General features: G+C 63.5%; 22 protein-coding genes. 10 read left to right on the forward strand and 12 right to left on the reverse strand.

The features are described from left to right. Positions 1 to 69: 69 nt before the first annotated feature. Positions 70 to 1452, reverse strand: a complete 1383-nt coding sequence (gene dbpA / locus LOL23_RS12125) for an ATP-dependent RNA helicase DbpA (protein ID WP_237173657.1) — start codon at positions 1450 to 1452, stop codon at positions 70 to 72. 242 nt (positions 1453 to 1694) lie between these two features. After that, positions 1695 to 2021: a PepSY domain-containing protein gene (locus LOL23_RS12130; RefSeq protein ID WP_237173658.1), complete on the reverse strand. Its 327-nt coding sequence runs from the start codon at positions 2019 to 2021 to the stop codon at positions 1695 to 1697. A gap of 127 nt (positions 2022 to 2148) precedes the next feature. Between LOL23_RS12130 and LOL23_RS12135 the strand changes: the two genes are divergently transcribed. The 4 genes from LOL23_RS12135 (at position 2149) to speB (ending at position 5791) form a co-directional block, all read left to right on the forward strand. Then, positions 2149 to 2523 carry a PepSY domain-containing protein gene (locus LOL23_RS12135; protein WP_369414123.1) on the forward strand — a complete coding sequence of 125 codons (375 nt, stop codon included), beginning with the start codon at positions 2149 to 2151 and terminating at the stop codon, positions 2521 to 2523. Positions 2524 to 2526: 3 nt separating this feature from the next. After that, complete coding sequence (locus LOL23_RS12140; protein WP_160981073.1) at positions 2527 to 3189, forward strand: response regulator transcription factor; 663 nt, start codon at positions 2527 to 2529, stop codon at positions 3187 to 3189. Then, a complete protein-coding gene (locus tag LOL23_RS12145; protein ID WP_237173659.1) occupies positions 3186 to 4607 on the forward strand; it encodes an ATP-binding protein in 1422 nt (473 codons plus the stop codon). Before LOL23_RS12140 ends, LOL23_RS12145 begins: the two co-directional genes overlap by 4 nt. Positions 4608 to 4729: 122 nt before the next feature. Next, positions 4730 to 5791 (forward strand): agmatinase, encoded by a 1062-nt coding sequence (gene speB, locus LOL23_RS12150; RefSeq protein WP_160981071.1) that lies wholly within the window; start codon positions 4730 to 4732, stop codon positions 5789 to 5791. A 43-nt stretch (positions 5792 to 5834) separates the two neighbouring features. Here the strand turns inward: speB and LOL23_RS12155 are convergent, their stop codons facing one another. Both LOL23_RS12155 and LOL23_RS12160 read right to left on the reverse strand, forming a co-directional pair. After that, positions 5835 to 5987, reverse strand: a complete 153-nt coding sequence (locus tag LOL23_RS12155; protein ID WP_202411771.1) for a hypothetical protein — start codon at positions 5985 to 5987, stop codon at positions 5835 to 5837. 169 nt (positions 5988 to 6156) lie between these two features. Beyond that, positions 6157 to 7362, reverse strand: a complete 1206-nt coding sequence (locus LOL23_RS12160; RefSeq protein WP_160981069.1) for an MFS transporter — start codon at positions 7360 to 7362, stop codon at positions 6157 to 6159. A gap of 254 nt (positions 7363 to 7616) precedes the next feature. Between LOL23_RS12160 and LOL23_RS12165 the strand changes: the two genes are divergently transcribed. Next, positions 7617 to 8825 carry an MFS transporter gene (locus LOL23_RS12165; protein WP_160981067.1) on the forward strand — a complete coding sequence of 403 codons (1209 nt, stop codon included), beginning with the start codon at positions 7617 to 7619 and terminating at the stop codon, positions 8823 to 8825. A 181-nt stretch (positions 8826 to 9006) separates the two neighbouring features. Here the strand turns inward: LOL23_RS12165 and LOL23_RS12170 are convergent, their stop codons facing one another. After that, positions 9007 to 9609, reverse strand: a complete 603-nt coding sequence (locus LOL23_RS12170) for a 2-hydroxychromene-2-carboxylate isomerase (protein WP_160981065.1) — start codon at positions 9607 to 9609, stop codon at positions 9007 to 9009. Between the two features lie 162 nt (positions 9610 to 9771). Continuing rightward, positions 9772 to 10053, reverse strand: coding sequence for a peptidylprolyl isomerase (locus LOL23_RS12175; RefSeq protein ID WP_160981063.1), 282 nt, complete (start codon positions 10051 to 10053; stop codon positions 9772 to 9774). A 182-nt stretch (positions 10054 to 10235) separates the two neighbouring features. On the opposite strand from LOL23_RS12175, the gene LOL23_RS12180 reads away from it, so the two are divergent. Both LOL23_RS12180 and LOL23_RS12185 read left to right on the forward strand, forming a co-directional pair. After that, positions 10236 to 10640, forward strand: a complete 405-nt coding sequence (locus LOL23_RS12180; protein WP_160981061.1) for a hypothetical protein — start codon at positions 10236 to 10238, stop codon at positions 10638 to 10640. A gap of 76 nt (positions 10641 to 10716) precedes the next feature. Beyond that, complete coding sequence (locus LOL23_RS12185; protein ID WP_160981059.1) at positions 10717 to 11607, forward strand: cysteine hydrolase family protein; 891 nt, start codon at positions 10717 to 10719, stop codon at positions 11605 to 11607. Positions 11608 to 11744: 137 nt separating this feature from the next. On the opposite strand, the gene LOL23_RS12190 is transcribed toward LOL23_RS12185, so the two are convergent. Beyond that, positions 11745 to 12350, reverse strand: a complete 606-nt coding sequence (locus tag LOL23_RS12190; protein WP_237173660.1) for a LysE family translocator — start codon at positions 12348 to 12350, stop codon at positions 11745 to 11747. A gap of 335 nt (positions 12351 to 12685) precedes the next feature. On the opposite strand from LOL23_RS12190, the gene LOL23_RS12195 reads away from it, so the two are divergent. Together LOL23_RS12195 and LOL23_RS12200 are read left to right on the forward strand one after the other, a co-directional pair. Continuing rightward, on the forward strand, positions 12686 to 14086 hold the full coding sequence (locus LOL23_RS12195) for an aminotransferase-like domain-containing protein (protein WP_369414125.1): 1401 nt from the start codon (positions 12686 to 12688) through the stop codon (positions 14084 to 14086). A 244-nt stretch (positions 14087 to 14330) separates the two neighbouring features. After that, a complete protein-coding gene (locus LOL23_RS12200; RefSeq protein WP_160981055.1) occupies positions 14331 to 15458 on the forward strand; it encodes an aminotransferase class V-fold PLP-dependent enzyme in 1128 nt (375 codons plus the stop codon). Positions 15459 to 15491: 33 nt separating this feature from the next. Here LOL23_RS12200 and LOL23_RS12205 read toward each other — a convergent pair whose 3' ends face one another. From LOL23_RS12205 to LOL23_RS12220, 4 genes are all read right to left on the reverse strand, one after another. Then, positions 15492 to 16793: a TRAP transporter large permease gene (locus LOL23_RS12205; protein ID WP_160981053.1), complete on the reverse strand. Its 1302-nt coding sequence runs from the start codon at positions 16791 to 16793 to the stop codon at positions 15492 to 15494. Beyond that, a complete protein-coding gene (locus tag LOL23_RS12210; RefSeq protein WP_160981051.1) occupies positions 16790 to 17413 on the reverse strand; it encodes a TRAP transporter small permease subunit in 624 nt (207 codons plus the stop codon). Before LOL23_RS12210 ends, LOL23_RS12205 begins: the two co-directional genes overlap by 4 nt. A 132-nt stretch (positions 17414 to 17545) precedes the next feature. After that, the gene (locus LOL23_RS12215; protein ID WP_237173661.1) at positions 17546 to 18604 is read right to left on the reverse strand and encodes a TRAP transporter substrate-binding protein; all 1059 of its coding nucleotides are present in this window, start codon (positions 18602 to 18604) and stop codon (positions 17546 to 17548) included. Between the two features lie 28 nt (positions 18605 to 18632). Then, the gene (locus tag LOL23_RS12220) at positions 18633 to 19403 is read right to left on the reverse strand and encodes a maleate cis-trans isomerase family protein (protein WP_160981047.1); all 771 of its coding nucleotides are present in this window, start codon (positions 19401 to 19403) and stop codon (positions 18633 to 18635) included. Between the two features lie 201 nt (positions 19404 to 19604). Here LOL23_RS12220 and LOL23_RS12225 point away from each other — a divergent pair, with 201 nt between their 5' ends. Then, positions 19605 to 20312 carry a GntR family transcriptional regulator gene (locus tag LOL23_RS12225; protein ID WP_237173662.1) on the forward strand — a complete coding sequence of 236 codons (708 nt, stop codon included), beginning with the start codon at positions 19605 to 19607 and terminating at the stop codon, positions 20310 to 20312. Positions 20313 to 20327: 15 nt separating this feature from the next. Here the strand turns inward: LOL23_RS12225 and LOL23_RS12230 are convergent, their stop codons facing one another. After that, complete coding sequence (locus LOL23_RS12230) at positions 20328 to 21239, reverse strand: LysR family transcriptional regulator (protein ID WP_160981043.1); 912 nt, start codon at positions 21237 to 21239, stop codon at positions 20328 to 20330. Positions 21240 to 21267 lie beyond the last annotated feature (28 nt).

Raw genomic sequence — 21267 nt, forward strand, 5'->3', positions numbered from 1 at the left:
ACCCGCAGGCCGCGGATGCGGCCGGCAAGTACCCCTGCGTGCTGCCTAGTATAGGCGATTGTTGCGTGTTTAGCGCCCCAGCAGCTTCATGCGCTGCTTGCGGCCCTTGACGGCGATATTGCGCAGGCGCGCAAACGCGCCGTGTGCGACGCCGCGATCAAGTGCAACGTACGACACCTGGTCGGTGACGGTGATCTTGCCCACGTGTTCGCGCGACAGCCCGCCGTCGCCCGTGAGCGCGCCAAGCAGATCGCCGGCGCGCATCTTGGCCTTTTTGCCTTCCAGCACCAGTAGCGTGACCATCGGTGCTTGTCGGGGGCGGCTGGTAGGCGCCTTCAACTTGTGCAGCGGGTTCCAGCTCAGCGGCCGCGCCAGGTATTTTTCAATGCGCGCGGCGACGAACCTTTCGTCGGGTGCGCACAGGCTCAGCGCCAGGCCTTTTGCGTGCATGCGCCCGGTGCGGCCGATGCGGTGCACGTATACCTCGGCATCGCGCGGCAGCTCAGCATTGATCACCATGGATAACTCGGGGATATCCAGGCCGCGCGCGGCCACATCGGTGGCCACCAGGATATTGCAGCTCTGGTTGGTGAACTGCGTCAGCACGTCGTCGCGGTCGCGCTGGTCGACGTCGCCGTGCAGCGCGAGGGCGGTGAAGCCCTGGCCTTGCAGATAAGCGGCAAGGTCGGCGCAGGCGGCCTTGGTATTGCAGAACACCAGCGCCGAATCGGGCGCGAAGTGCCCCAGCAGCCGGGCCGTCGCTTCGAAGCGGCTGCCGGGGTCGATTTCGTAGAAGTGCTGGCCGATTTGGGCGTCGCTGTGCAGTGCCGGCGCCTGCACCATTTCGGGGTGGTTGAGCAGGCGGTCGGCATCTTCACGGATGCTGTCTGGATATGTGGCCGAAAACAGCATGGTCTGCCTTTCGATGGGGCAGACGTTGACGATATCGACCACATCGGGAAAGAAACCCATGTCGACCATACGATCCGCCTCGTCCAGTACCAGTGTGTGCACGGCGGAGAGGTCGAGCACTTGGCGGTCGAGCAAGTCGAGTATGCGGCCTGGCGTCCCGACTACGATGTGTGCGCCATGCCCCAGCGACTCGATTTGCGGCCGGGCCGACGCGCCGCCCGTAAGCGTGAGTACTTTGACGTTGCCCAGCGCGCGCGCCAGGCGGCGCAATTCGGCAGCGACCTGTTCGGAAAGCTCGCGCGTGGGGCAGATGATCAGCGCCTGCACCACCCAGCGCGCCGGGTTCAGGCGCTGCATGATGCCCAGGCCGAACGCGGCGGTTTTGCCGCTGCCCGTCTTGGCCTGGGCGATGATGTCTTTGCCTTCCAGGATGATGGGCAGGCTGCGCGCCTGGATGGGCGTCATGTCGGTATACCCGAGCTGCTGCAGATTGGACAACTGGGCCTGGGACAGGGGAAGGCTGGAAAATGGATGTGTCATCTTGATACCTGCCTCGCGTAGCTTGAGCAGAAAGTATCAAGTCTAGCAGGTACGAACGGTCGTCTAGCGCATATCGAATGCTTCTTGGCGCATGGTTACACCTTTCAGCTCCAGCGCTTGGAAACCGTTCTTCAAACTGGCCGAAAATCCCAGGGCAGGCGCGCGCGCAACGCTTTGCCTTGGTTGATGAACGGATCGGCGGCGTCGCGCATACGGCACGCGATTCCGCCCGAGCTACCTGCTCAATCGTGCTTGCGCTTGGCTTCCTTCACCTCCCCGGACGCCGGGTTGCCATACACTTTGACGCGGTTTCCTTGTGCATCTGTGGCCTTGGCCTCGTATTGGCCATGCTCGAGCTCGATTTCGGTAATATCGCGGTAACCCGCCGCATTGAGCGCTTCGTCAATCCTGCGAAGATCAAGCCGGTCCGCCGTGGCGGCGGGCTGCGCGGCCTGTATCGGCTGAGGCGCCGCCTGTTGCTGCTGGGCGTGGGTAATGGCTGCGGTTCCGGCGAGCAGAGCAACGGCAATGCCGAGCGCGGAGGCAATTTTCTTTGTGCGGATCATCATGGTCTTTCCTTTGAGGCTGGAGCCTGGCGAGTGCCGGACTGCGACGCCATTATTTGTCTGGACGCATGAATCGTCCGTGAAGCGGCCGTTCATCTTCTGTTCATCCTGGAAGCGCTAAAACAAACCCATGAACAGCATCCCGTTCTCACACCGGCCAATCCGGTGGCGCATTTTCCGGGGCGCACTGCGCGTCGTGGTGCTTTTTTTCGCCATGGCGGCTGGCACTGCATCGGCAGACCATGGCGGTAGCCATGACCACGAAGCCGCCCGCGAGGCCGTGCTGCAGGGGCGCGTGCTGCCCTTGCGTGCCGTTCTCGACAAAGTCGAGCGCGAATACCCCGGCCAGGTCGTCAAGATAGAATTCGAAGAGGACGATGATCTCTATGTGTACAAGATCAAGGTCCTTCGCAGCACGGGTGATATCGTCAAGCTCAAGGTCGACGCGACCGACGGCCGCGTGCTGGCTGTCCGGGCACGTGAGACGCTATCCGGAGATGACTGAACAATGCGGATACTGGTGGTAGAAGATGATCCGGCACTCGCGTCCCAACTGGCCGATGCCATCTCGGACGCCGGGTATGTTGTCGACCGTGCCGGGGACGGAACCGAGGCCCACTATATGGGCGAGGTCGAGAATTACGATGTCGTGGTGCTCGACCTTGGCTTGCCCGGCATGGACGGCCTGACGGTATTGCGCAAATGGCGCGCGGCGCGGCGCAATATGCCGGTGCTCATTCTCACTGCCCGCGACAACTGGAACGACAAGGTCAGTGGCATCGATGCGGGGGCGGACGACTACCTGGCCAAGCCGTTTCACATGGAAGAGCTGCTCGCACGCCTGCGGGCGCTGATCCGGCGCGCCGGCAACCATGCAAGCGCCGAGTGGGTCTGCGGCGATCTGGTGCTCGACACACGGCAGGCACGCGCGACGGTGAATGGCCGCGCACTGAACCTCACCAGCCATGAATACCGGGTGCTGGCTATCCTGGCGCAGCGCGCGGGTGAGGTCGTCTCGCGCACCGAGTTGACAGAGCATCTGTATGCGCAGGATTTCGACCGCGACTCCAATACGATCGATGTGTTTATCGGCAGGCTGCGCAAGAAGCTGCCCACGGGCATGATCGAAACGGTGCGCGGAATGGGATACCGGCTGGCGGTGCCCGAATGAGAGCCTGGTTGCGTGCGGCCTTTTCCGGTTCGCTGCGCGCGCGGCTGCTGGCCGGAACGCTGGCGTGGATACTTGCATCGGTGGCTCTGGCCGGATGGGGCCTGGCTGATCTCTTCAGGCAGCATGTCATGCGCCAGATGCAATCCGAGCTCGTGCTGCACCTGAATCAGCTTACCGCGGCCTTCAATGTCGGCGATACGGGCAACGCCATAATCTCGTCGTCGCTTAGTGATCCGCGGTTCGAACGGCCTTTGTCAGGCCTGTACTGGCAAGTAGACGAGCTGGGGCGCAATACTCTCCTCGATTCAGGCGTTCTGCATTCCCGCTCATTGTGGGACGAGGTATTGGCCTTGCCTGCGGCGTCTGCAGCCCGGGCTGCAGACATCGGCGTACCGGGCATGCCGCGCGACCGGGTATATGAATTTGCCGGCCCCGATGGAGAGCCGCTGTTGGTGCTTGCCCGTACCGTCAACCCGCCGGAGAGCCCCTCAGCCTATCGCCTTATTGTTGCCGCCGATATGGCTACGGTGGCCGAGCCCGTGGGACGCTTCACGACAATGATGTGGCTCGCGCTGGGCGTCCTGGCGGCTGGGCTTACGCTTGCCGCGGTACTGCAGGTCGTGGTGGGGCTTCGGCCTTTGGCCCGCCTGAGGAAGCGCCTTGCGGATGTGCACGAAGGGCGCGCTGCGCGGGTAGAGGGCGGCCTGCCGTCTGAAGTGCAGCCGCTCGTCGATGAACTGAACGCAGTGCTGGCCGCGAACGAGGAAATCGTCGAGCGGGCCCGCACTCAGGCTGGCAACCTGGCGCATGCTGTAAAGACGCCGCTGTCGGTGCTGGCCAACGCCGCCAGCTGCGAAAACTCCGCCTTCGGCAAGCTCGTCGCGGAGCAAACGGCGCTTGCACAGCGCCAGGTGGCGCATCACCTGTCTCGGGCCCGTGCTGCTGCCGCAGTGCGCAACCCGAGTGTCCGCACACACGTGGAGGCGCCGCTGCAGGCGTTGGCTCGCGTTTTGCGCAAGCTATATGTCGAGCGACAGCTCGATATCGAGTTGGCGCCTGTTCCCGAGGGGGCGATGTTTCGTGGCGAAGAGCAGGATCTGCACGAAATGCTCGGCAACGTGATGGAGAACGCCTGCAAGTGGGCGCGCAGCCGCGTGGCGGTGAATGTCGGGCTCGACGGCCACGAACTGTGCATCACCGTCGACGACGACGGGCCCGGGCTGCCACCAGAACAATATGACGCCATATTCGAACGTGGCGTACGCATGGATGAGCGGCGTCCCGGTCATGGGCTTGGCCTTGCGATCGTACGGGATCTAGCGGGGGTCTACGGCGGCGGCGTCAGCGCTGCCAAGTCGCCGCTGGGGGGCTTGCGTGTGCATCTGCGGCTACCCGCCGCCGGGCGTATGCCCGGCTGAGGAAATCGGGGGCTGGCATCGACCCGGATCGCGGGTGGTGGTACAACATAACCTGGCGGTATGCACGAAGGCCTGACGCGCGGTTGGCAGGCCTGCCGCGATGTTCCCTTCCTGGAGCGACCATGAGTGCCAAAAACGACAAGCCCGAGGGGCTCGACGCTTTGCGTGCCCGCTTTGGCGGCGAAAACGAATACGCCATCCATGATCCACACTTCCACGAGATGGCGTCGCTGATCATTGAGCCGCATGGCTCGCGCCCCGCGCCTTATATAGGGGTGCCCACACTGCTCGACGCCCCGTACAGGCAGATGGACTGGGCACGGCCGGATTTCGGCGATCTACAGGTTGCACTGCTGGGCGTGCCGATGGACCTGGGCATTACCAACCGAAATGGCTGTCGCTTTGGCCCGCGTGCCTTGCGCGCCATCGAACGCGTCGGCCCTTATAACCATGTGCTCAAATGTGCGCCCGTGCATCAGTTGCGGGTGGCCGATATCGGCGATGTGCCGCTGCGCAGCCGCTTCAGTCTCGATCGCTCGCACCGCGACATTGAAACCACCTGTGATGCGATTCATGCAGCGGGAGTGCTGCCGCTGTCGGCGGGCGGCGATCATTCCATTACGCTGCCGATTCTGCGCGTACTGGGCCGCGAACGTCCAGTGGCGCTGGTGCATATCGACGCCCATTGCGACACTGGCGGGCCGTTTGAAGGCACGCGTTTTCATCATGGCGGTCCGTTTCGGCAGGCCGTGCTCGATGGCGTGCTGGATCCCGAGCGCACGATACAGATTGGCATACGCGGCGCGGCGGAATATCTATGGGAGTTTTCGTACGCATCTGGCATGACGGTGCTGCACATAGAGGATGTCGAGCGCATGGGCATGGAAGCCGTCATCGCACGGGCGCGCGATGTGGTGGGCGATCATCCTGTCTATGTGTCGTTCGACATCGACAGCCTGGATCCCGCCTTTGCGCCGGGCACGGGCACGCCCGAGGTGGGCGGGCTGACCACGCGAGAGGCGCTGGCCTTACTGCGTGGGCTGGCGGGCGTCAATATTATCGGTGGCGATGTGGTCGAGGTGTCGCCGCCCTACGATGCCACGGCCAATACCGCGCATGCGGGCGCGCAGATGCTGTTCGAGATACTGAGCCTGATGTGTGTGCGGCTGGCGGGGCAGAAGTAGCGCCCTGCGGGTGGGCGCCGCAGGGGCTTTACGAAGTTTGCGTTCAGAACCCGCACAGGGCTACGAAATTGGCCCATTGCACCCGCATGTCGGGCGTCAGGTAGCCCAGGAACGCCAGCGCGAGCACGAGCGCCAGGGCGATGCCGCCGGCAAGGCGCCAGGAGCGGCGATGCAAGGGTTGAGCGGAAGGGGTCATTACGGCCTCGATCAATGCCACGACGCCGGTGCCGTGGTATCTATGATTCTTGCTTCATTGTAGCGGCCCGGCCCGATAATGTGCACGCATCCATCCGCGCGCGTACCAGCGGCGTACGGCGGTATGGCCGTGCGCACGGGGAAAGACGGCTGGCTGGCCTGCGCGCTGCTCAGGCTGCTGCGGCAGCCGGGGCGGGCAAGGGCTTTTCGCGCACGGGCAGGCATAGTGCGGCGGCCGCCACGGCCAGGGCGATCCCGGTGAGCCATACGCTGGTATAGCTGCCGGTGGCCTGGTAGGCGTAGCCGCCCATCCATACGCCAATGAAGCTGCCGATCTGATGGCCCAGGAAGGCAATGCCCGATAGCGTGGCCGCGTAGCGCAGGCCGTAGATCTGGCCGATCAGCCCCTGCGTGAGCGGCACAGTGCCCAGCCAGAACAGGCCCATCCAGGCGGCGAATACATAGGCCACCCAGGGCGTGAGCGGCATGGCAAGAAGGAAAATGATGCCGAAGGCGCGCAGGAAGTACACCGCCGCCAGCAGGTTCTTCTTGCTCAGCCGCCCCCCCAGCTTGCCGGCATAGAAGCAGCCCCATACATTGAACAAGCCGATCAGCGCAATGGCGATGGCGCCATGCCCGGCGCTCAAGCCGCCGTCGGTGAGGTAGGCGGGCAGGTGCAACGTGATGAAGGCCGTATGAAAGCCACAGACTGAGTAGCTCCAGAACAGGAAATGAAAGGAGCGGTGCGCGAGCGCCTGGCGGATGGCGGCGCCCAGCGAGTGGCTACCCTCGGCATGCACGTCGGGTTTGCCACGCAGAAAAAATGCCAGAGGGATGCCGACGGCGGTAAACAGCGACAGCGCCCAGAGCGCGCCAGTCCAGTCCAGGCCGGAGATCAGCATCTGGCCGGCCGGCACGACGGCGAACTGCCCCAGCGAGCCGCCCGCGCTGGCAATGCCCATCGCCGTGCTGCGGTACGCTGCGGGCACCGCGCGAGCGACTACGGGCAAGATGACAGGAAAGGTGATGCCGGCCTGGCCTATACCCACTAGCAGGCCGGCTGTCAGGTAAAGCTCGGTTTCAGTGGTGGCGAAGCGCAGGCCCAGCATGCCCAGCGCATAGAGCAGCGCACCGAGCGCAACCGTGCGGCCCGAGCCGTAGCGGTCGGCCAGGATGCCCATGAAGATCGCGCCCACACCCCACACGATGTTCTGGATGGCGAAGGCCAGCGAAAAAACATCGCGGCCCCAGCCGTTGGCCAGACCCATGGGCTGCATGAACAGGCCAAAGGTTGCCCGCACGCCTAGGGCGATCAAGACGACGAACGCGCCGACATAAAGCGTACGCAGCGAGGTGGTTTGGGTTGTGGGTGACATGATAAGTGCGGTGCCTGGTGCGGTGCCGGGAGGGGGCGGGCGGCGCACCGAAGCGTTACGCTATCGGGCGCTAAAAGGAGATGACAGCAGGCAATGTTAGCACTCAATCATGATGGGGCGAGGGCGAACGGGCATCGCTGCGGGAGGCGCGTGTGGCCATCCGGTAAAATCCAGGCCTGAATAGTTTGCGTCCGCGCCTGCCTGTGCGCAGGCCACCCGGCCTGGCGGCAATGTGCGGCGCCCTGTGGTTCTTCATGTCTTCTTCCGTATCGCGCCGCCAAGTCGGCGCGCCGGCGCCTGGCCTTGTTTTGTTCGTACTGGCCATCGGCGCCTTTGCCATCGGCACCACCGAATTCGCCACCATGAGCCTGCTGCCGTACTTTGCGCCTGATCTGGGCGTGGATGCGCCCGCTGCGGGGCACGTGATCAGCGCCTATGCATTGGGGGTAGTAGTGGGGGCGCCCATACTTACCGTACTCGCCGCACGTATGGCCCGGCGCACGCTGCTGATCTGGCTGATGGGCGTCTTCGCGCTGTTCAACGGCCTGTGTGCCTTCGCGCCTAATTACGAAACCATGCTGGTGCTGCGCTTCCTGAGCGGGCTGCCGCATGGCGCATATTTCGGCATTGCGTCGCTGGTGGCTGTTTCGTTGGTGCCGCTCAATAAGCGCAATCAGGCAGTGGGGCGCATGTTCCTGGGCCTGACAGTGGCCACTATTATCGGTGTGCCATTCGCTAACTGGCTGGGGCAGGCGGTGGGCTGGCGCTGGGGCTTTGCCATGGTGGCCTTTACCGGCTTGCTGACGGCCGTCTTGGTGGCGCTGGTCGCGCCATACTCACCGCCCAAGGCAGGCGCCAGCCCTTTGCGCGAACTGGGTGCGCTGAGGCATGGGCAGGTATGGCTGACGCTCGGCGTTGGCGCAATAGGGTTTGGCGGGCTTTTTTGCGTGTATACCTATCTGGCCGATACCCTGATGGCCGTCACTGGCGTAGCGCCGGCCAGGGTGCCGGTGGTGCTTGGCATATTTGGCCTGGGCATGACGTTCGGCAACATCATTGTGCCCTGGTTTGCCGACCAGGCGTTGTTGCGCACGGCGGCCGGCTTGCTGCTTTGGAGCGCGCTGTCCACACTGTTGTTTGTCGTGGCGGCGCACAATGTCTGGGCGGTGTCGCTGAACGTATTTATGATCGGCATGGGTGGTGCGTTGGGCACTGTTCTGCAGACGCGCCTGATGGATGTGGCGCGCGACGCCCAGGGCCTGGCAGCCGCCCTCAATCATTCTGCATTCAACCTTGCCAATGCGCTGGGCCCCTTGTTGGGTGGGCTGGCAATTTCAGCGGGGCTGGGTTGGGTGTCCACCGGCTGGGTGGGCAGCCTGCTGGCACTGGGGGGGGTGTTGCTTCTGCTGCTGTCGGTCTGGCTGGACCGCCGGGCGCACGCTGCGGCGCCTTCTCTTCGGTAGCCTGGCGTGAGAAACAGTGGTCCGCCGCGCGCAACGGCGGTGCCGCAATTAAACGGCGTGGCCGCGAGGGCACGCGTTGCCGTCGGCTTGTTCTGCAACGCAGCGTCGCTCGCATATGTGCACGGCCCAGGCTGTGCGATGCGCGACACTGCGTCAGAAGGCGCGAACTGGCTTGCTTGCGTTAGGCGGCCGCAGCGAGCGCGCGCTCCAGGAAGTCCAGCCTGTCCTGGCCCCAGAAGGGCTCGTTGTTGTAAATGTACCAGGGGGCGCCGAACACTTTTCTGTCGATGGCTTCTTGCGTGTATTGGTGATACAGCTCTTCGCTTTCACTACGGTCGGCATACAACGCGGCGCCGTCCAGGCCGCATTCATTGCCAATCTGGGCCAGCGTTTCGCCATCGGCAATATCACGCTCCTGTGCCCATACAGCGCGCAGCACCGCCCCCGTCAGCTGCAGCGCCGCATCGGCGCCGTGTCGTTGTAGCGCGGTAATGATCATCAGCGAGGCAATCGATTCATCGGCGGGAAAATGACGCGGATTCAGGGCCAACGGGATACGCAAGTATTCGGACCAACGTTTCAGCTCGACCTGGCGGTACATTAGCCGCTGGACGGGCCGCTGCTTGAGCGACAGGCCGCCCGATACCGGGAAGATCGCCTTGTTCAGCGCACAGGGTCGCACCGTGATGCTTGCGTTGTGTGCCTTGGCAATAGCGATCAACCGCTCATGGCCCAGGTACGTCCACGGGGACTGCGGGGAAAAAAAATAGGAGATGGATTTCATAGTGCTGCATGCCTGCGATAATTGATGCATGCCCAAAAATGCCCGCGCTGGGGCTGGCACCGCTGCGCGCAACATGCGGCTGGACGTCGCGCACAGGGTGTGTGGTTCCGGCTGCCGGCGGTGTCAGCCGGTGCGGCAGGCCTGCCGCCCGCCGCGCGGTGCTCAGTCCTGGCGTTCGGTGACTTCAACCAGGTGGTAGCCGAACTGCGTCTTTACTGGGCCTTGCACCACGCCGACGGGGGCGCTGAAGACCACCTGATCAAACTCGGGCACCATCTGGCCGCGGCCAAAACTGCCAAGATCGCCACCCTGGCGGCTGGACGGGCAGCTCGAGTTTTCTTTGGCCACCTGCGCGAAATCCGCGCCGTTTTCGATGGCTGCCTTGAGTTCCAGGCATTTTTCTTCGGTATCCACAAGAATGTGGCGAGCGGAGGCTCGAGCCATATTGCTACTCCTGATAGGGTAAAAAGCACAGCGTAACGCAATTCGCGATTCGCTGCCTCAGGTCACGAGAGGGCAGTACCCGCCGAGTACACAGGTGGCCTGAAGGCCAGCGAACCACCTGGCCTAACTAAGCATCGCGATCGTAGAATAGGCATTGCTTCTGACACGTACTCGCCACCACCATGTCCTCCCTTCGCACACAATGTCCGCCCGGCGCCTGTATCTGCGAGCGCGACCAACTGCTGGCGCAGCCAGGCGGTGACGCGCGGGTGCTGATGTTGACGCGCGAAGAAGAAAACCGGCTGCTGGACAGGCTCAAGCGCCTGTCCAGCTTGGCAGACCTGCGCCGCATGCAGGCACGTATGTACGAGCAACTGGGCATCTCACTTACGGTCGAGCCCGGGCCCAACGAGGTGCGCACCATCATGGGCCTGCACATCGAAGTCGCACCGCAGCCGGGCTTGTGCCGCAAGACGCGCAAGTCCATCCCCGCTGCGGTGCGGCGCGGGCTGGAAGCCAATCTGGATATCGTGTTCGATCTGCTGAACGAAGGCGATCTGCTGGGCCTGGCCTCGCCGCGTTCGTAGCGCAACGACGTGTATAGTCTCATCATGGCGGCGCCGCGGGGCGCGGCCTTTAATACATTGATTGCGGGGGTCGAACGTGAAGCACAACGTCCATCTCTTGATTGTCGATCCACAGAACGATTTCTGTGACCTGCCGCCGCTATATCGCGGCATCAACCCTATCTCCCCGGCAGGCGAACGGCTGGAACCCAAGCTGCCTGTGCCGGGTGCGCACGCAGACATGATGCGACTGGCGCAGTTCATCCGTGCGCATGGCAGCCTGCTTGCCGATATTACGGTCACCTTCGATACGCATCATCATGTCGGCATTGAGCGCCCTGCTTTCTGGCAGATGGGTGATGGCGGCGCAGTGCCACCCTACACACAGGTAACAGCCGAGGATGTGCGCGCAGGCCGCTACGTACCGCGCGACGCTGCCCGGCGCGAGCGCGCCCTTGCCTATCTGGATGCCCTCGAGGCGCAGGGGCGGTATGCGCTCATGATCTGGCCGCCGCATTGCGAGGTGGGCACATGGGGGCACAACGTGCATGCGGACGTTGGCGCGGCCTACAACCAGTGGGAAGAAGAACGCGGCCATCCAGTGGGCAAGATACTCAAGGGCCTGAATCCGGGCACCGAGCACTACAGCGCCGTCAAGGCCGAGGTGCCTGATGAGAACGATCCGTCCACCGGCGTGAACCAGGGCTTGCTGGCCCGACTCGAACATGCCGACGTCGTGGTCATCGCGGGTGAGGCGGGCAGCCATTGTGTTCGCGCCACCACCGAGCACCTGCTGGAATACCTGCGCCCGCAGCGTCCGCCCGCATACGTGCTGCTCATCGATTGCATGAGCCCGGTGGAAAACTTCGAGGTGCAATACCAGGACTTCCTGGAAGACATGCGCGGCTGCGGCGTCGAAACAATGACGGCGGTGGCGTTCGCCAAGTCGTTGCGCGCGCATGCGCAGGCCGAGCCGGCCGGCGCCTGACTATGAGCCAGCGCCGGCCGCGTCGATGATACGCGGCTGGCGTGCGGCGCCTCGCATGGCTTGCTGCAAGCTCGCATGCCGCCCATCGCCACGGCAGGGGCGTGGCCGCGCGCGCATGGGCGTTGTTGCAGGCGCTGTCAGGCCGGCGCCAGGATGGGGTACAGCGAGGCGACCAGCAGCAGCGCCATGCAGACATTGAAGTAACGGATTGCCAGGCCCTGGCCCAGCAAACGCCCCACGGCGCTGCCGAACAGCGCCCACACGCTTACACTCGGAAAATTCACCACCACCAGCACCGCCGATGCCAGTACCAGATTCTGGAAAAAAGCTTGCTGCGGCATATACGTGGCCACGATCCCGATCGCCATCATCCAGACTTTCGGGTTGATCCACTGGAACGCAGCCGCTTCCAGAAACGTGAACGGGCGCTGGCGCGTCGCGCCAGCGCTGCCGTCGCCGGGGCCGGCGCAGGCGATGCGCCAAGCCAGATACAACAGATAGGCGGCGCCCAGGTATTTCAGCCCAGTGTGGAGTGCAGGCTGCGCTTGCAGCGCGGCGCCCACGCCCGCGCCTGTGAGCAGCACCACAATCGCCGCCCCCAGGCTGACGCCGAGAATATGGGGCAGGGTGCGCCGATAGCCAAACGTAGCGCCGGATGCCGTAAGCATGACGTTATTGGGGCCCGGCGTGATGGAACTGACGAGCATGAAAAGGGCGAGGGACAGCAAGATATCGGAAGTCATGGGGGAACACGCATGGCATCGGGTAATAGTCATGGGCGCGCGGCGCCCGGCAAATCGCGGGGCCGTTCCGGTTGTTCACCGTCAAGCCGCGACAATATTGATCCTACCCGTATTGAGCGGTACAGTACCGGTACAATTAAACAGTTCAAAGTTCAAACTGGCCTGGTGTGCTTTCCATGACAATTACCGATACTGACGCGCGCAACCTGGCGCCCGCGCAGCCAACTGTGGCCGAAACACAAGCCATAGCGGGCGGCGCAACGGCTGTGCGGCGCCCCGCCGCATCGCCGGGCATTCCGGTGCCGCTTGGCGCATCGCCGGGCATGTGGGCGCCGGTGCGTCGGTCGGGTATCTCGCTGGCCGATCAGTTGGCCAATCATCTGGCGGGGCAAATCCACAACCACGGCCTGCGGCCTGGCATGCGGCTGCCGCCTGTGCGCACCATGGCGCAAGAGGCTGCGGTCAGCCGCTTTACCGTTGTGCAGGCCTACGACAGGCTGGTAGCGATGGGGCTGGTGCAGTCGCGTCGGGGGTCGGGCTTCTACGTTTGCCCGCCCGTGCGGCTGGCCAGCGCGCCGGACGATGCCGGCGCCCCCGGTTTGGCGCCTGATGCCGCCTTCGATACCGCCTTTCTGCTGCGCAGCATGTTTCAGCCGGGCATGTCGGGGCCCGATGCGGCGGGCGCGGGCCTGCTGCCACCCGCTTGGCTGGATCACGACATGGTGTGCGCCGCAGTGCGCTCGGTGGGGCGCACGCTGGGGCGTGGCATTTCGGGGTATGGGCTGCCGCAAGGCTATCGGCCTTTGCGCCAGCAGGTTGCCTCCATGCTGCAGGCGCAAGACATCCCCGCTCATCCAGATAATAATTTGATGACGGTTGCCGGCGTTACGCATGGCCTGGACTTGATCGCTCGCTGTGTGGTGCGGCCTGGGGACACCGTGCTGGTCGAGGACCCTGGCTGGTTCATGATCTTCGGCCGCCTCACGGCGCTCGGCGCCAACGTCATCGGCGTTCCCCGGCGCCCCGACGGGCCGGACGTTGAAGCGCTTGCTCGCCTGGCCCAGGCACACCAGCCACGCCTGTTCATTGTCAACTCGGCTGTGCACAATCCCACTGGCTATACGCTGGCGCCTGGCGTTGCCTACGAGATCCTGCGCTTGGCCGAACGCCACGACTTTCTGATCGCCGAAGATGACACTTACGCGGATTTTCATCCGGGCGCACCAGTGCGCCTGGCGACGCTCGATCGCCTGAACCGGGTCATGTTGGTGGGGGGCTATTCCAAGACCTTGGCGGCAAGCCTGCGGGTGGGTTATGTAGCCGGGCGCGAGGCGCTGATTCGTCAGCTCACAGACTTCAAGCTTCTCAGTGCGCTTACGACACCGGAAATGAATGAACAGGTGGTATGCCGCGTTCTTGCCGAGGGCCAGTACCGCAGGCATGTGGCTCGCCTGCGCGCACGCGTGGATCAGGCCCGCAGCCTATGTCTGAAGCGTATCGCCGAACTGGGTTGGCAGGTGCGCCAGGAGCCGCACGCGGGCATGTTTGTGTGGGCCGACTGCGGCGTCGATACCGAGGAACTCGCACGCCGTGCCGCTTCGCAAGGCGTGCTGCTCGCGCCCGGGGCGTTGTTCTCGCCGCGCCAGGGCCCCTCGTCGTACATGCGTGTCGCAGTGTCCATGGTGGACAGCCCGCGCTGCTGGGAAGTGTTGGGCAGCCTGTCCGCACAGGCTTGATCGCTGTGGTCCAGTGCCCGGGTGACCGTCGAGCGCATCTGCCGCAGGATGCGCCGGGTCAATCGCATCGGCAGGGGCCGCAAAGGTATGCGGCGTGGCGATGCTCTACAATCAATCGCAGTCCCGGCGCCGGCCTCAAGCGGCCTCAAGCGCAGAAGCGCCAGTTGAATGCTGGCGCCATGCGCTACCCCGTCAAACACCTGCGCGCCGGTCGCACATTACAAGAATCACAAAGGAGAACACCATGCCCGGCTTGCTGCCCGACGTCGATCCTGACGGCCTGCTCGAATATTCCGTGGTCTATACCGACCGCGCGCTGAACCATATGTCCGCCGCCTTCCAAGGCGTGATGCGCGATATCTCCGCAACGCTCAAACGTGTCTACAAGGCCGAGGCCGCTATTGTGGTGCCGGGTAGCGGCACCTACGCAATGGAAGCGGTGGCGAGGCAGTTCGCCACCGGCAAGCGCTGCCTGGTGCTTCGTAATGGTTGGTTCAGCTATCGCTGGACACAGATCTTCGACATGGGTGGTATCCCAGCGCACACCGAAGTGTTGAAGGCGCGCCCGGTCGAGGCAGGCCCGCAGGCGCCGTTCGCGCCGGCGCCGATTGAGGATGTGGTGGCGGCCATCAAGGCTAGCCGGCCCGATCTGGTGTTCGCCGCGCACGTGGAAACCGCATCCGGAATCATGCTGCCGGACGACTATATCCGCAAGGTTGCCGATGCCGTGCATGCGGTCGGCGGCATGATGGTGCTCGATTGCATTGCATCCGGCACAGTGTGGGTCGACATGGCGGCGACCGGTGTCGACGTGCTGATCTCCGCCCCGCAAAAAGGTTGGAGCGGCCCTGCTTGTTGTGGTCTGGTCATGCTCAGCGCCTTGGCCCGCAAACGCATCGACGGCACCACCAGCACCAGTTTTGCATGCGACCTGTGCAAGTGGCTGCAGATTATGCAGGCCTATGAAGACGGCGGCTTTGCCTACCACGCCACCATGCCCACTGACGCGCTTTCTACGCTGCGGGACGTCATGGCCGAAACAGAAGCCTATGGCTTCGACAAGGTGTGCGCAGAGCAACTGCAGCTGGGCAAACGCGTGCGTGCCATGCTGGTTGAACGTGGCTTCAAGAGTGTCGCTGCACCGGGCTATGAGGCGCCGGGAGTTGTGGTCAGCTATACCATCGACGACGGCATCCAGTCCGCCAAAAAATTCGCCCAAGCCGGCATCCAGGCGGCATCCGGCGTGCCTTTGCAGTGCGACGAGCCCGCTGAATTCAAGACCTTCCGGATCGGGCTGTTCGGCTTGGACAAGCTCGCCAATATCGATCGCACGGTCCAGACACTGGCGGGGGCGCTGGATCGTATGAAGTGACGGCCGCTGCGGCCGCCATTTGATCAGGTGTGTTCATTTCATCAGGTTCGGCAGCCACATCACGGCGTCCGGCCAGAGGATGATCAGGAACACGAACAGCAGCATCACCGCCAGGAAGGGCACGGTACCCACGATCACATCGGTGATCGACCCGTGCCCCCGCACGCCCTGCACCACATAAAGGTTCATGCCGATGGGCGGGGTGATCAGCGAGATTTCCATCATGATGACCAGGAAAATGCCGAACCAGACGGGATCGAAGCCGAACTGGACGATCAGCGGCACGACGATGGGCACGGTCGCGATCATCATCGACAGCGTTTCCAGGAAGCACCCCAGCACCAGGTAGAACAGCACCAGGGCCAGGATCAGCTCGGTGGGGCTGAGGCCCAGCTGCGACACCCAGCGCGACAGGGCGCCTGGCACGCCCATGATGCCCACTACGTAGTTCATGAAGTACGCGCCGATGATGATCAGCATGATCATTGCCGTCGTGCGCGCCATCGACAGGAAACATTCGTGCAGCATCTTCAGGCTGAACTTGCGCTTGTAGATGGCGATGGCAGTAGCGGCCACCACACCCAAGGCCGCGGCCTCCGTGGGCGTGGCCCAGCCGCTGTAGATACTGCCCATCACAATGAAGAAGACGAAGGCGGGCGGCAGCAGGTCGGCCAGTGCGGCCAGCCGTTCGCGCACGGGCGCGGGCGGCTCGGCATTACCGGCCACCCCCGGACGCAGCAGTGCGCAGGCAGCGATTGTGAGCATGAAGGCGCCCGCCAGCGCGATGCCGGGCAAGATGCCGGCAATGAACAGCTTACCGATGGAGGTGTTGGTGATGGCCCCGTAGATGATCATGTTGATGCTCGGGGGGATCAGGATGCCTAGCGTGGCGCCGGCCGCCAGCGAGCCCAGCGCCATGCGCTCGGAGTAGCCACGCTGCTGGAAGGCGGGCAGGGCGACGGTACCGATAGTGGCTGCCGTTGCCACCGATGACCCCGACATGGCGGCAAAGACGGAGGAGGCGCCGATGTTGGTGTGCAGCAGGCCGCCTGGCAGGTGTTGCAGCCAGGACGACAGCGCGCTGTACATGCGCTCGGTGATGCCGCTGCGCAGCAGCAGCTCGCCCAACAGGATGAAGAGCGGTATGGCGGTGAGCAGGAAGTCGTTCAGCGTGCCCCAGAGGTTGTTGCCGAAGTTGAACAGCAGCGAGGGCGTGAGGTACATCAGCGCGCCTACCGTGGCCACCGAGAAGATTGCCACTGCCACGTGGGCGCCCAGGGCCATCAGGGCCAGCATCAGGATGAAGCCGCCGGTGATTCCGGTAATCGTGATCATGACAGGGCTCCTTCTGTATCACTGGCGACGCGGGGTTCGCCCGTGGTGGCTTTCACGTCCTCCAGTGCTTCCTGCAGCTCTTCCTCGGCCGTGCGCGGCCCCAGTTCGCGGTTAATTTGGTTGGTATTGCCGCGTGCCAGCAGCTGGATCCCGCGCAGGGCATAGGCCAGCGTCACGGCCGCGAAGGCGGCCAGACCGGCCACCCACAACGACTGGGGTATCCACAGCGGAGTCTGCAGCGGCGTGGAAGCGCGGCTGCCATATTCAAGTGTTTCGAGCAATGTGCGGATGCTTTGCCAACAGAAGAAAATGGCAAGGGCGGCAATGAGCAATGTCGCCAGCACATTGAACAAGCCCTGGCCGCGCCCGCCCAGCTTCAACAGCAGCACGTCGACCCGTGTGTGGGCACGCATGATGAAGGCATAGGCCAGGCTGAAGCTGACGCCGATGGCCAGCACATAGCCGCCGATCTCGTCCACGCCCTGCAATGAGAAGTTGAAGAGTTTGCGCGACACGACCTCAATGGCGATCAACAGCGACAGAATGAATGTCGCATAGCCGGCGATCAGAGCGCCGGCCTCGATGATCCGGGAGGCGGTTCGGGAAGGTTTGCCAGACATGGATGTCTCCTTGCGGCAGGGCGATAGGGCTTGCCGGCAGGGCCGGCGCGTCAAGCCATGATGCCGGGCACGGCGCGGCGACAGGTGCCGCCGCGCCGTGCAGGTGATGGCCGTTCAGGCCTTGCTTGGCCCTTACTTGGCCGGCGGCGCGATGCTGAAGCCCGTCGCCTTGCCGACCGTTTCGTTCCATACCGGCACGCACTCCTTGTAGCCGCGGGTGCAGCTTTCGGCCCAGGGCGGCAGCACCACCTTGTTGGTCAGTTCGACAATGCGGTCGCGGTTCTTGCCGCCGACATCGACCAGCTTCATGTCGTAGCGGCCATGATGCTTGCAATCCTGCTGGCCCGTATTGCAGCGGATCGCGTCGTCGTTATAGTCGGCGGCGATGTCCCACATGCGCGCTTCCATCTCGTCGAACTTGACCTGCAGCGTCTTCTGCTGGTCAGGCGTGAGCGAGTTCCAACGGTCAAGGTTCATCAGGTGGCCCTGCACCGAGTAAGACAGCGAGAGCGGCACGAACACCTTGGTGACCTCAGGCCATTTCCCGCTGTTGCCGGCGCTTGGCGCGGTGACACCGCAGTCCGCGACACCACGCTGCAGCGCCAGGTATACCTCGCTGAACTGCAGGGTGACAGGCGTGGCGCCGAGGGCCTCCACCAGCCGCGACATCGACGCGGTGAACACCCGCACCTTCTTGCCCTTCAGGTCGTCGACGGAGCTAATATCGCCGTTACAGAACATCATCTGCGGGCCGAAGGGCCAGAGGGTGAGCAGCTTGGCGTTGAAGCGCTTTTGCAGCCGCTCGTCCATTTTCGGCTTGAATGCCTTCGCGGCGGCGCGCTGGCTCTTCAGGTCAGCGGCGACGCCGGCCAGGTCGATACCCTCGAAGAATGGGTCGTCGCGGGCGGCCATGCCGATCTGCACCGACATGATGTCGAACGATCCCGACTTGATCATGCGCAGCGCGTCGGCAGCGTTCACGCCAATCGCGTCCATGGGGTTGTAGACCATCTGCATGCCCATGGTTTTTTCCAGGTCCTGGAAAAAGGGCCGCTCGACTTCCTCTACGTGGATTTTGTTGCCCGAAAAGTTGCCGACTACCCGCATGGGCGCCTGCGCGAATGCTGCAGCCCCGAGGGCGAGGGTTGCGGCGCCTGTGATGGCGGCCGTCCAGCGTGTCAGGTTTTGCATGGCGTCTCCTCCTGCGTTCAGACCTGATTCAGGCGATCCCGGCGATGTTTGTGCGGTGTGGTGTAAGGCCGAGATCGGGGTTGGTGAAAAGGCGGCCCCAGCGCTTGATCTGGCCGGGGTCTTCGTTGACCAGCAACAGTGATTTCCAGACGGTCAGGCTGACCGAGTCATAGACCGGGATGCCGATTTCCGCCTCGACCTGCGCGGCCAGGCGAGCCCCGCGCAGGTTGGTGCAAAGAATGGTGATGGCGTCGGGGCGCGCCTTGGCGACCTCGAGCACCATCTTGCGCAGGGTGGTTTCGTCATATTCGGAAAACGAGAAATTGCCCTTGTCTTCCAGGTGCGCCTCGGCGGGCACGGTATAGCCCGCCCGCTCGTAATTGCGCACGATGGCCTCCTGCACGGAACCCAGGTAAGGAGTGACCAGGCCAAGCCGCCGTGCGCCGGTGCGCTCCAGTGCTTCATTCAGGGCCAGCACGCTCGTGGTGGCTGGGGCCCCGGTGCGTGCGGTAATGGCCTTGCACAGCGCTTCGTCCACCTCGAAGCCCAGCCAACTGGCGGCGGTGCCGCTCCAGGCGATGGCGTCCATCCGTGCGTCCTGCAGCATCTGCGCCGCCTCGAGCAGAGGTTCATTGTCAAACTGGGCCAGAGCCTGTGACGACAACGATATCTCCCGCACAATGAACCGCTGGAAATGGGCGGTGACCCGGGGGAACAGCTCCCCGAGGACCGCGCTGGTATAGGGCTCGAGCACGGTGTTCGAGGACGGCGTGATCATGCCAAGCAGCTTTCTGTTCATGGTGCGCTTGTCTCCAACGCGAAGGGCTAATTGCTGATGCTGCCGCAGACTGCTGTAGATTGTGTTTTTAATTTTGTATACAAGATGCAGTGTGAGATAATTCTAGCCAAGCGCAATTGACTTGACAATAATTATTTGCGTGCGTTCGCCGGATGGCGGCGCCTCGCTACAGGGCACGATGCGGCCCTATAAGGAAAAACCATGAGTGTTGGCGTGTCTGAAGGCATGCCGGCGGAAGATCTGAGCCGGCAGCCCATCTTTCCTCTCAAGCGCGAGCCGCTGTACGTGGCTATTGCAAACCAGATACGGCAACTTATACTCAGGGCGGAACTCAAGCCTGGCAGTCGCGTCCAGGAACAATATCTGTCCGACCTTTTCGATGTCTCGCGCACGCCTCTGCGCGAAGCGCTGAAAGTAGTGGCCCAGGAAGGCCTCATCGAAATCCTGCCCAACAAAGGCGCGCGCATCACCGATATCGACGTCGACGAACTGGCGGAAATCTTCCAGGTGCTGTGCACGCTGCAGCGCCTGTCCGCCGAACTGATGCTGGCCAATGTCACCGAGCAGCACCTGGCTGAACTGCGTGCCATGCATGCGGCAATGCTGGCCGCCGGCAACAACGGCGAGCGCGACCGCTATTTCAGCCTGAACCAGGATATCCACCGCTACATGACCCGCATCGCCGGCAACGGTGTGCTGATCGACCTGGAGACTCAGCTGGGCTTCAAGATCTCCCGTGCGCGCTACTTGGCCAACCTCGATCCGGACCGCTGGCACGAATCGATGCTGGAACACGAAGAGATCATGCGTGCCCTCGAAAGCCGTCAACTGGATCGCCTGGTTCAGGCCATGACCACCCACATCCGCAAGACGGGGCAGGCCGTCATAGAAGGCGTGCGCCGCGCCTGAGGTCTTTCTCGCGCTTCAGGGGTCGATCGCCGTCGCGGCGGCGACGGCCTTGAGCTGCGCGATGAAGGCGCGGCTGGCCGGCGACAAGTGCCGGTTCTGGCGATAGACCACGCCGATGCGCCGACGGGCCGATTCTTCGTCGATAGCCCGGTGTTGCAGCTTGCCCATGGGCAATGCGCTCAGCGGCAGGCGGGGCAGCACGGCAATGCCCAGCCCTTGCTTCACCAGCACGACCGCCGTTGTCATATGGGTGATGTCGTAATGCAGCAGCGCGGGCGCCGGCGCCAGCCGGATCGCCTGGTCGAATTGGCTGCGCGCACTAGAGCCGGGCGACAGCAGAACAAGCTGGTGTGACGTCAAGTCATTCCAGGCAACCGAATCGAGGTCGCCGATAGGATGCCCCGGCGGGTACACGGCGCAAAAGGTGTCGTCCAGCAGTGGCTCGAATGCCATATCGGCCATGTCGCCCAATTGCGCCGCAATCGCAAACTCGACCTGATTGGTGCGCAGCATGTTCAGCAGCTCGTCGTTATAGGCTTCGACCACGCGGGTTTCCAGGCCAGGATGGCTGACGCGCAGTGCGGACAGCGTGGGCGGCACCAGCATCAACGAAGCTGAAGGCAGGGCGCCGACGACGACTTGCCCGCGGCGCACCGCAGCCAAGTCTCCCATGCTGCGGTAGGCCTCTTCAAGGTCGGCAATGGGGCGCTGGATGCGATCGCGCAGCTCGGCGCCGGCAGCTGTCAAGGCAATGGTGCGGGTATTGCGTTCGAACAGTTTCAGCTCAAGCACGTGCTCCAAGTCTTGGATCAACGCAGTGAACGAGGGTTGCGTCACGCCCAGGCGGCTTGCGCCCAGCGTGAACGAGCCGGCCTCCACCGCGTAAAGAAATGCCTTGAGCGAACGGTATTTGATATTGAGCGCCATATGAAAGCCGCCTGTTTGCTATATCAGC

The organism is Paracandidimonas lactea (assembly GCF_021653995.1).
GTDB classification, from domain to species: Bacteria; Pseudomonadota; Gammaproteobacteria; order Burkholderiales; family Burkholderiaceae_B; genus Allopusillimonas; species Allopusillimonas lactea.

Excerpts from the sequence above, each read along its gene's own strand:
- dbpA (WP_237173657.1), bottom strand. The coding sequence starts at position 1,452 with ATGACACATCCATTTTCCAGCCTTCCCCTGTCCCAGGCCCAGTTGTCC.
- LOL23_RS12130 (WP_237173658.1), bottom strand. The coding sequence starts at position 2,021 with ATGATGATCCGCACAAAGAAAATTGCCTCCGCGCTCGGCATTGCCGTT.
- LOL23_RS12135 (WP_369414123.1), top strand. The coding sequence starts at position 2,149 with ATGAACAGCATCCCGTTCTCACACCGGCCAATCCGGTGGCGCATTTTC.
- LOL23_RS12140 (WP_160981073.1), top strand. The coding sequence starts at position 2,527 with ATGCGGATACTGGTGGTAGAAGATGATCCGGCACTCGCGTCCCAACTG.
- LOL23_RS12145 (WP_237173659.1), top strand. The coding sequence starts at position 3,186 with ATGAGAGCCTGGTTGCGTGCGGCCTTTTCCGGTTCGCTGCGCGCGCGG.
- speB (WP_160981071.1), top strand. The coding sequence starts at position 4,730 with ATGAGTGCCAAAAACGACAAGCCCGAGGGGCTCGACGCTTTGCGTGCC.
- LOL23_RS12155 (WP_202411771.1), bottom strand. The coding sequence starts at position 5,987 with ATGACCCCTTCCGCTCAACCCTTGCATCGCCGCTCCTGGCGCCTTGCC.
- LOL23_RS12160 (WP_160981069.1), bottom strand. The coding sequence starts at position 7,362 with ATGTCACCCACAACCCAAACCACCTCGCTGCGTACGCTTTATGTCGGC.
- LOL23_RS12165 (WP_160981067.1), top strand. The coding sequence starts at position 7,617 with ATGTCTTCTTCCGTATCGCGCCGCCAAGTCGGCGCGCCGGCGCCTGGC.
- LOL23_RS12170 (WP_160981065.1), bottom strand. The coding sequence starts at position 9,609 with ATGAAATCCATCTCCTATTTTTTTTCCCCGCAGTCCCCGTGGACGTAC.
- LOL23_RS12175 (WP_160981063.1), bottom strand. The coding sequence starts at position 10,053 with ATGGCTCGAGCCTCCGCTCGCCACATTCTTGTGGATACCGAAGAAAAA.
- LOL23_RS12180 (WP_160981061.1), top strand. The coding sequence starts at position 10,236 with ATGTCCTCCCTTCGCACACAATGTCCGCCCGGCGCCTGTATCTGCGAG.
- LOL23_RS12190 (WP_237173660.1), bottom strand. The coding sequence starts at position 12,350 with ATGACTTCCGATATCTTGCTGTCCCTCGCCCTTTTCATGCTCGTCAGT.
- LOL23_RS12200 (WP_160981055.1), top strand. The coding sequence starts at position 14,331 with ATGCCCGGCTTGCTGCCCGACGTCGATCCTGACGGCCTGCTCGAATAT.
- LOL23_RS12205 (WP_160981053.1), bottom strand. The coding sequence starts at position 16,793 with ATGATCACGATTACCGGAATCACCGGCGGCTTCATCCTGATGCTGGCC.
- LOL23_RS12210 (WP_160981051.1), bottom strand. The coding sequence starts at position 17,413 with ATGTCTGGCAAACCTTCCCGAACCGCCTCCCGGATCATCGAGGCCGGC.
- LOL23_RS12215 (WP_237173661.1), bottom strand. The coding sequence starts at position 18,604 with ATGCAAAACCTGACACGCTGGACGGCCGCCATCACAGGCGCCGCAACC.
- LOL23_RS12220 (WP_160981047.1), bottom strand. The coding sequence starts at position 19,403 with ATGAACAGAAAGCTGCTTGGCATGATCACGCCGTCCTCGAACACCGTG.
- LOL23_RS12225 (WP_237173662.1), top strand. The coding sequence starts at position 19,605 with ATGAGTGTTGGCGTGTCTGAAGGCATGCCGGCGGAAGATCTGAGCCGG.
- LOL23_RS12230 (WP_160981043.1), bottom strand. The coding sequence starts at position 21,239 with ATGGCGCTCAATATCAAATACCGTTCGCTCAAGGCATTTCTTTACGCG.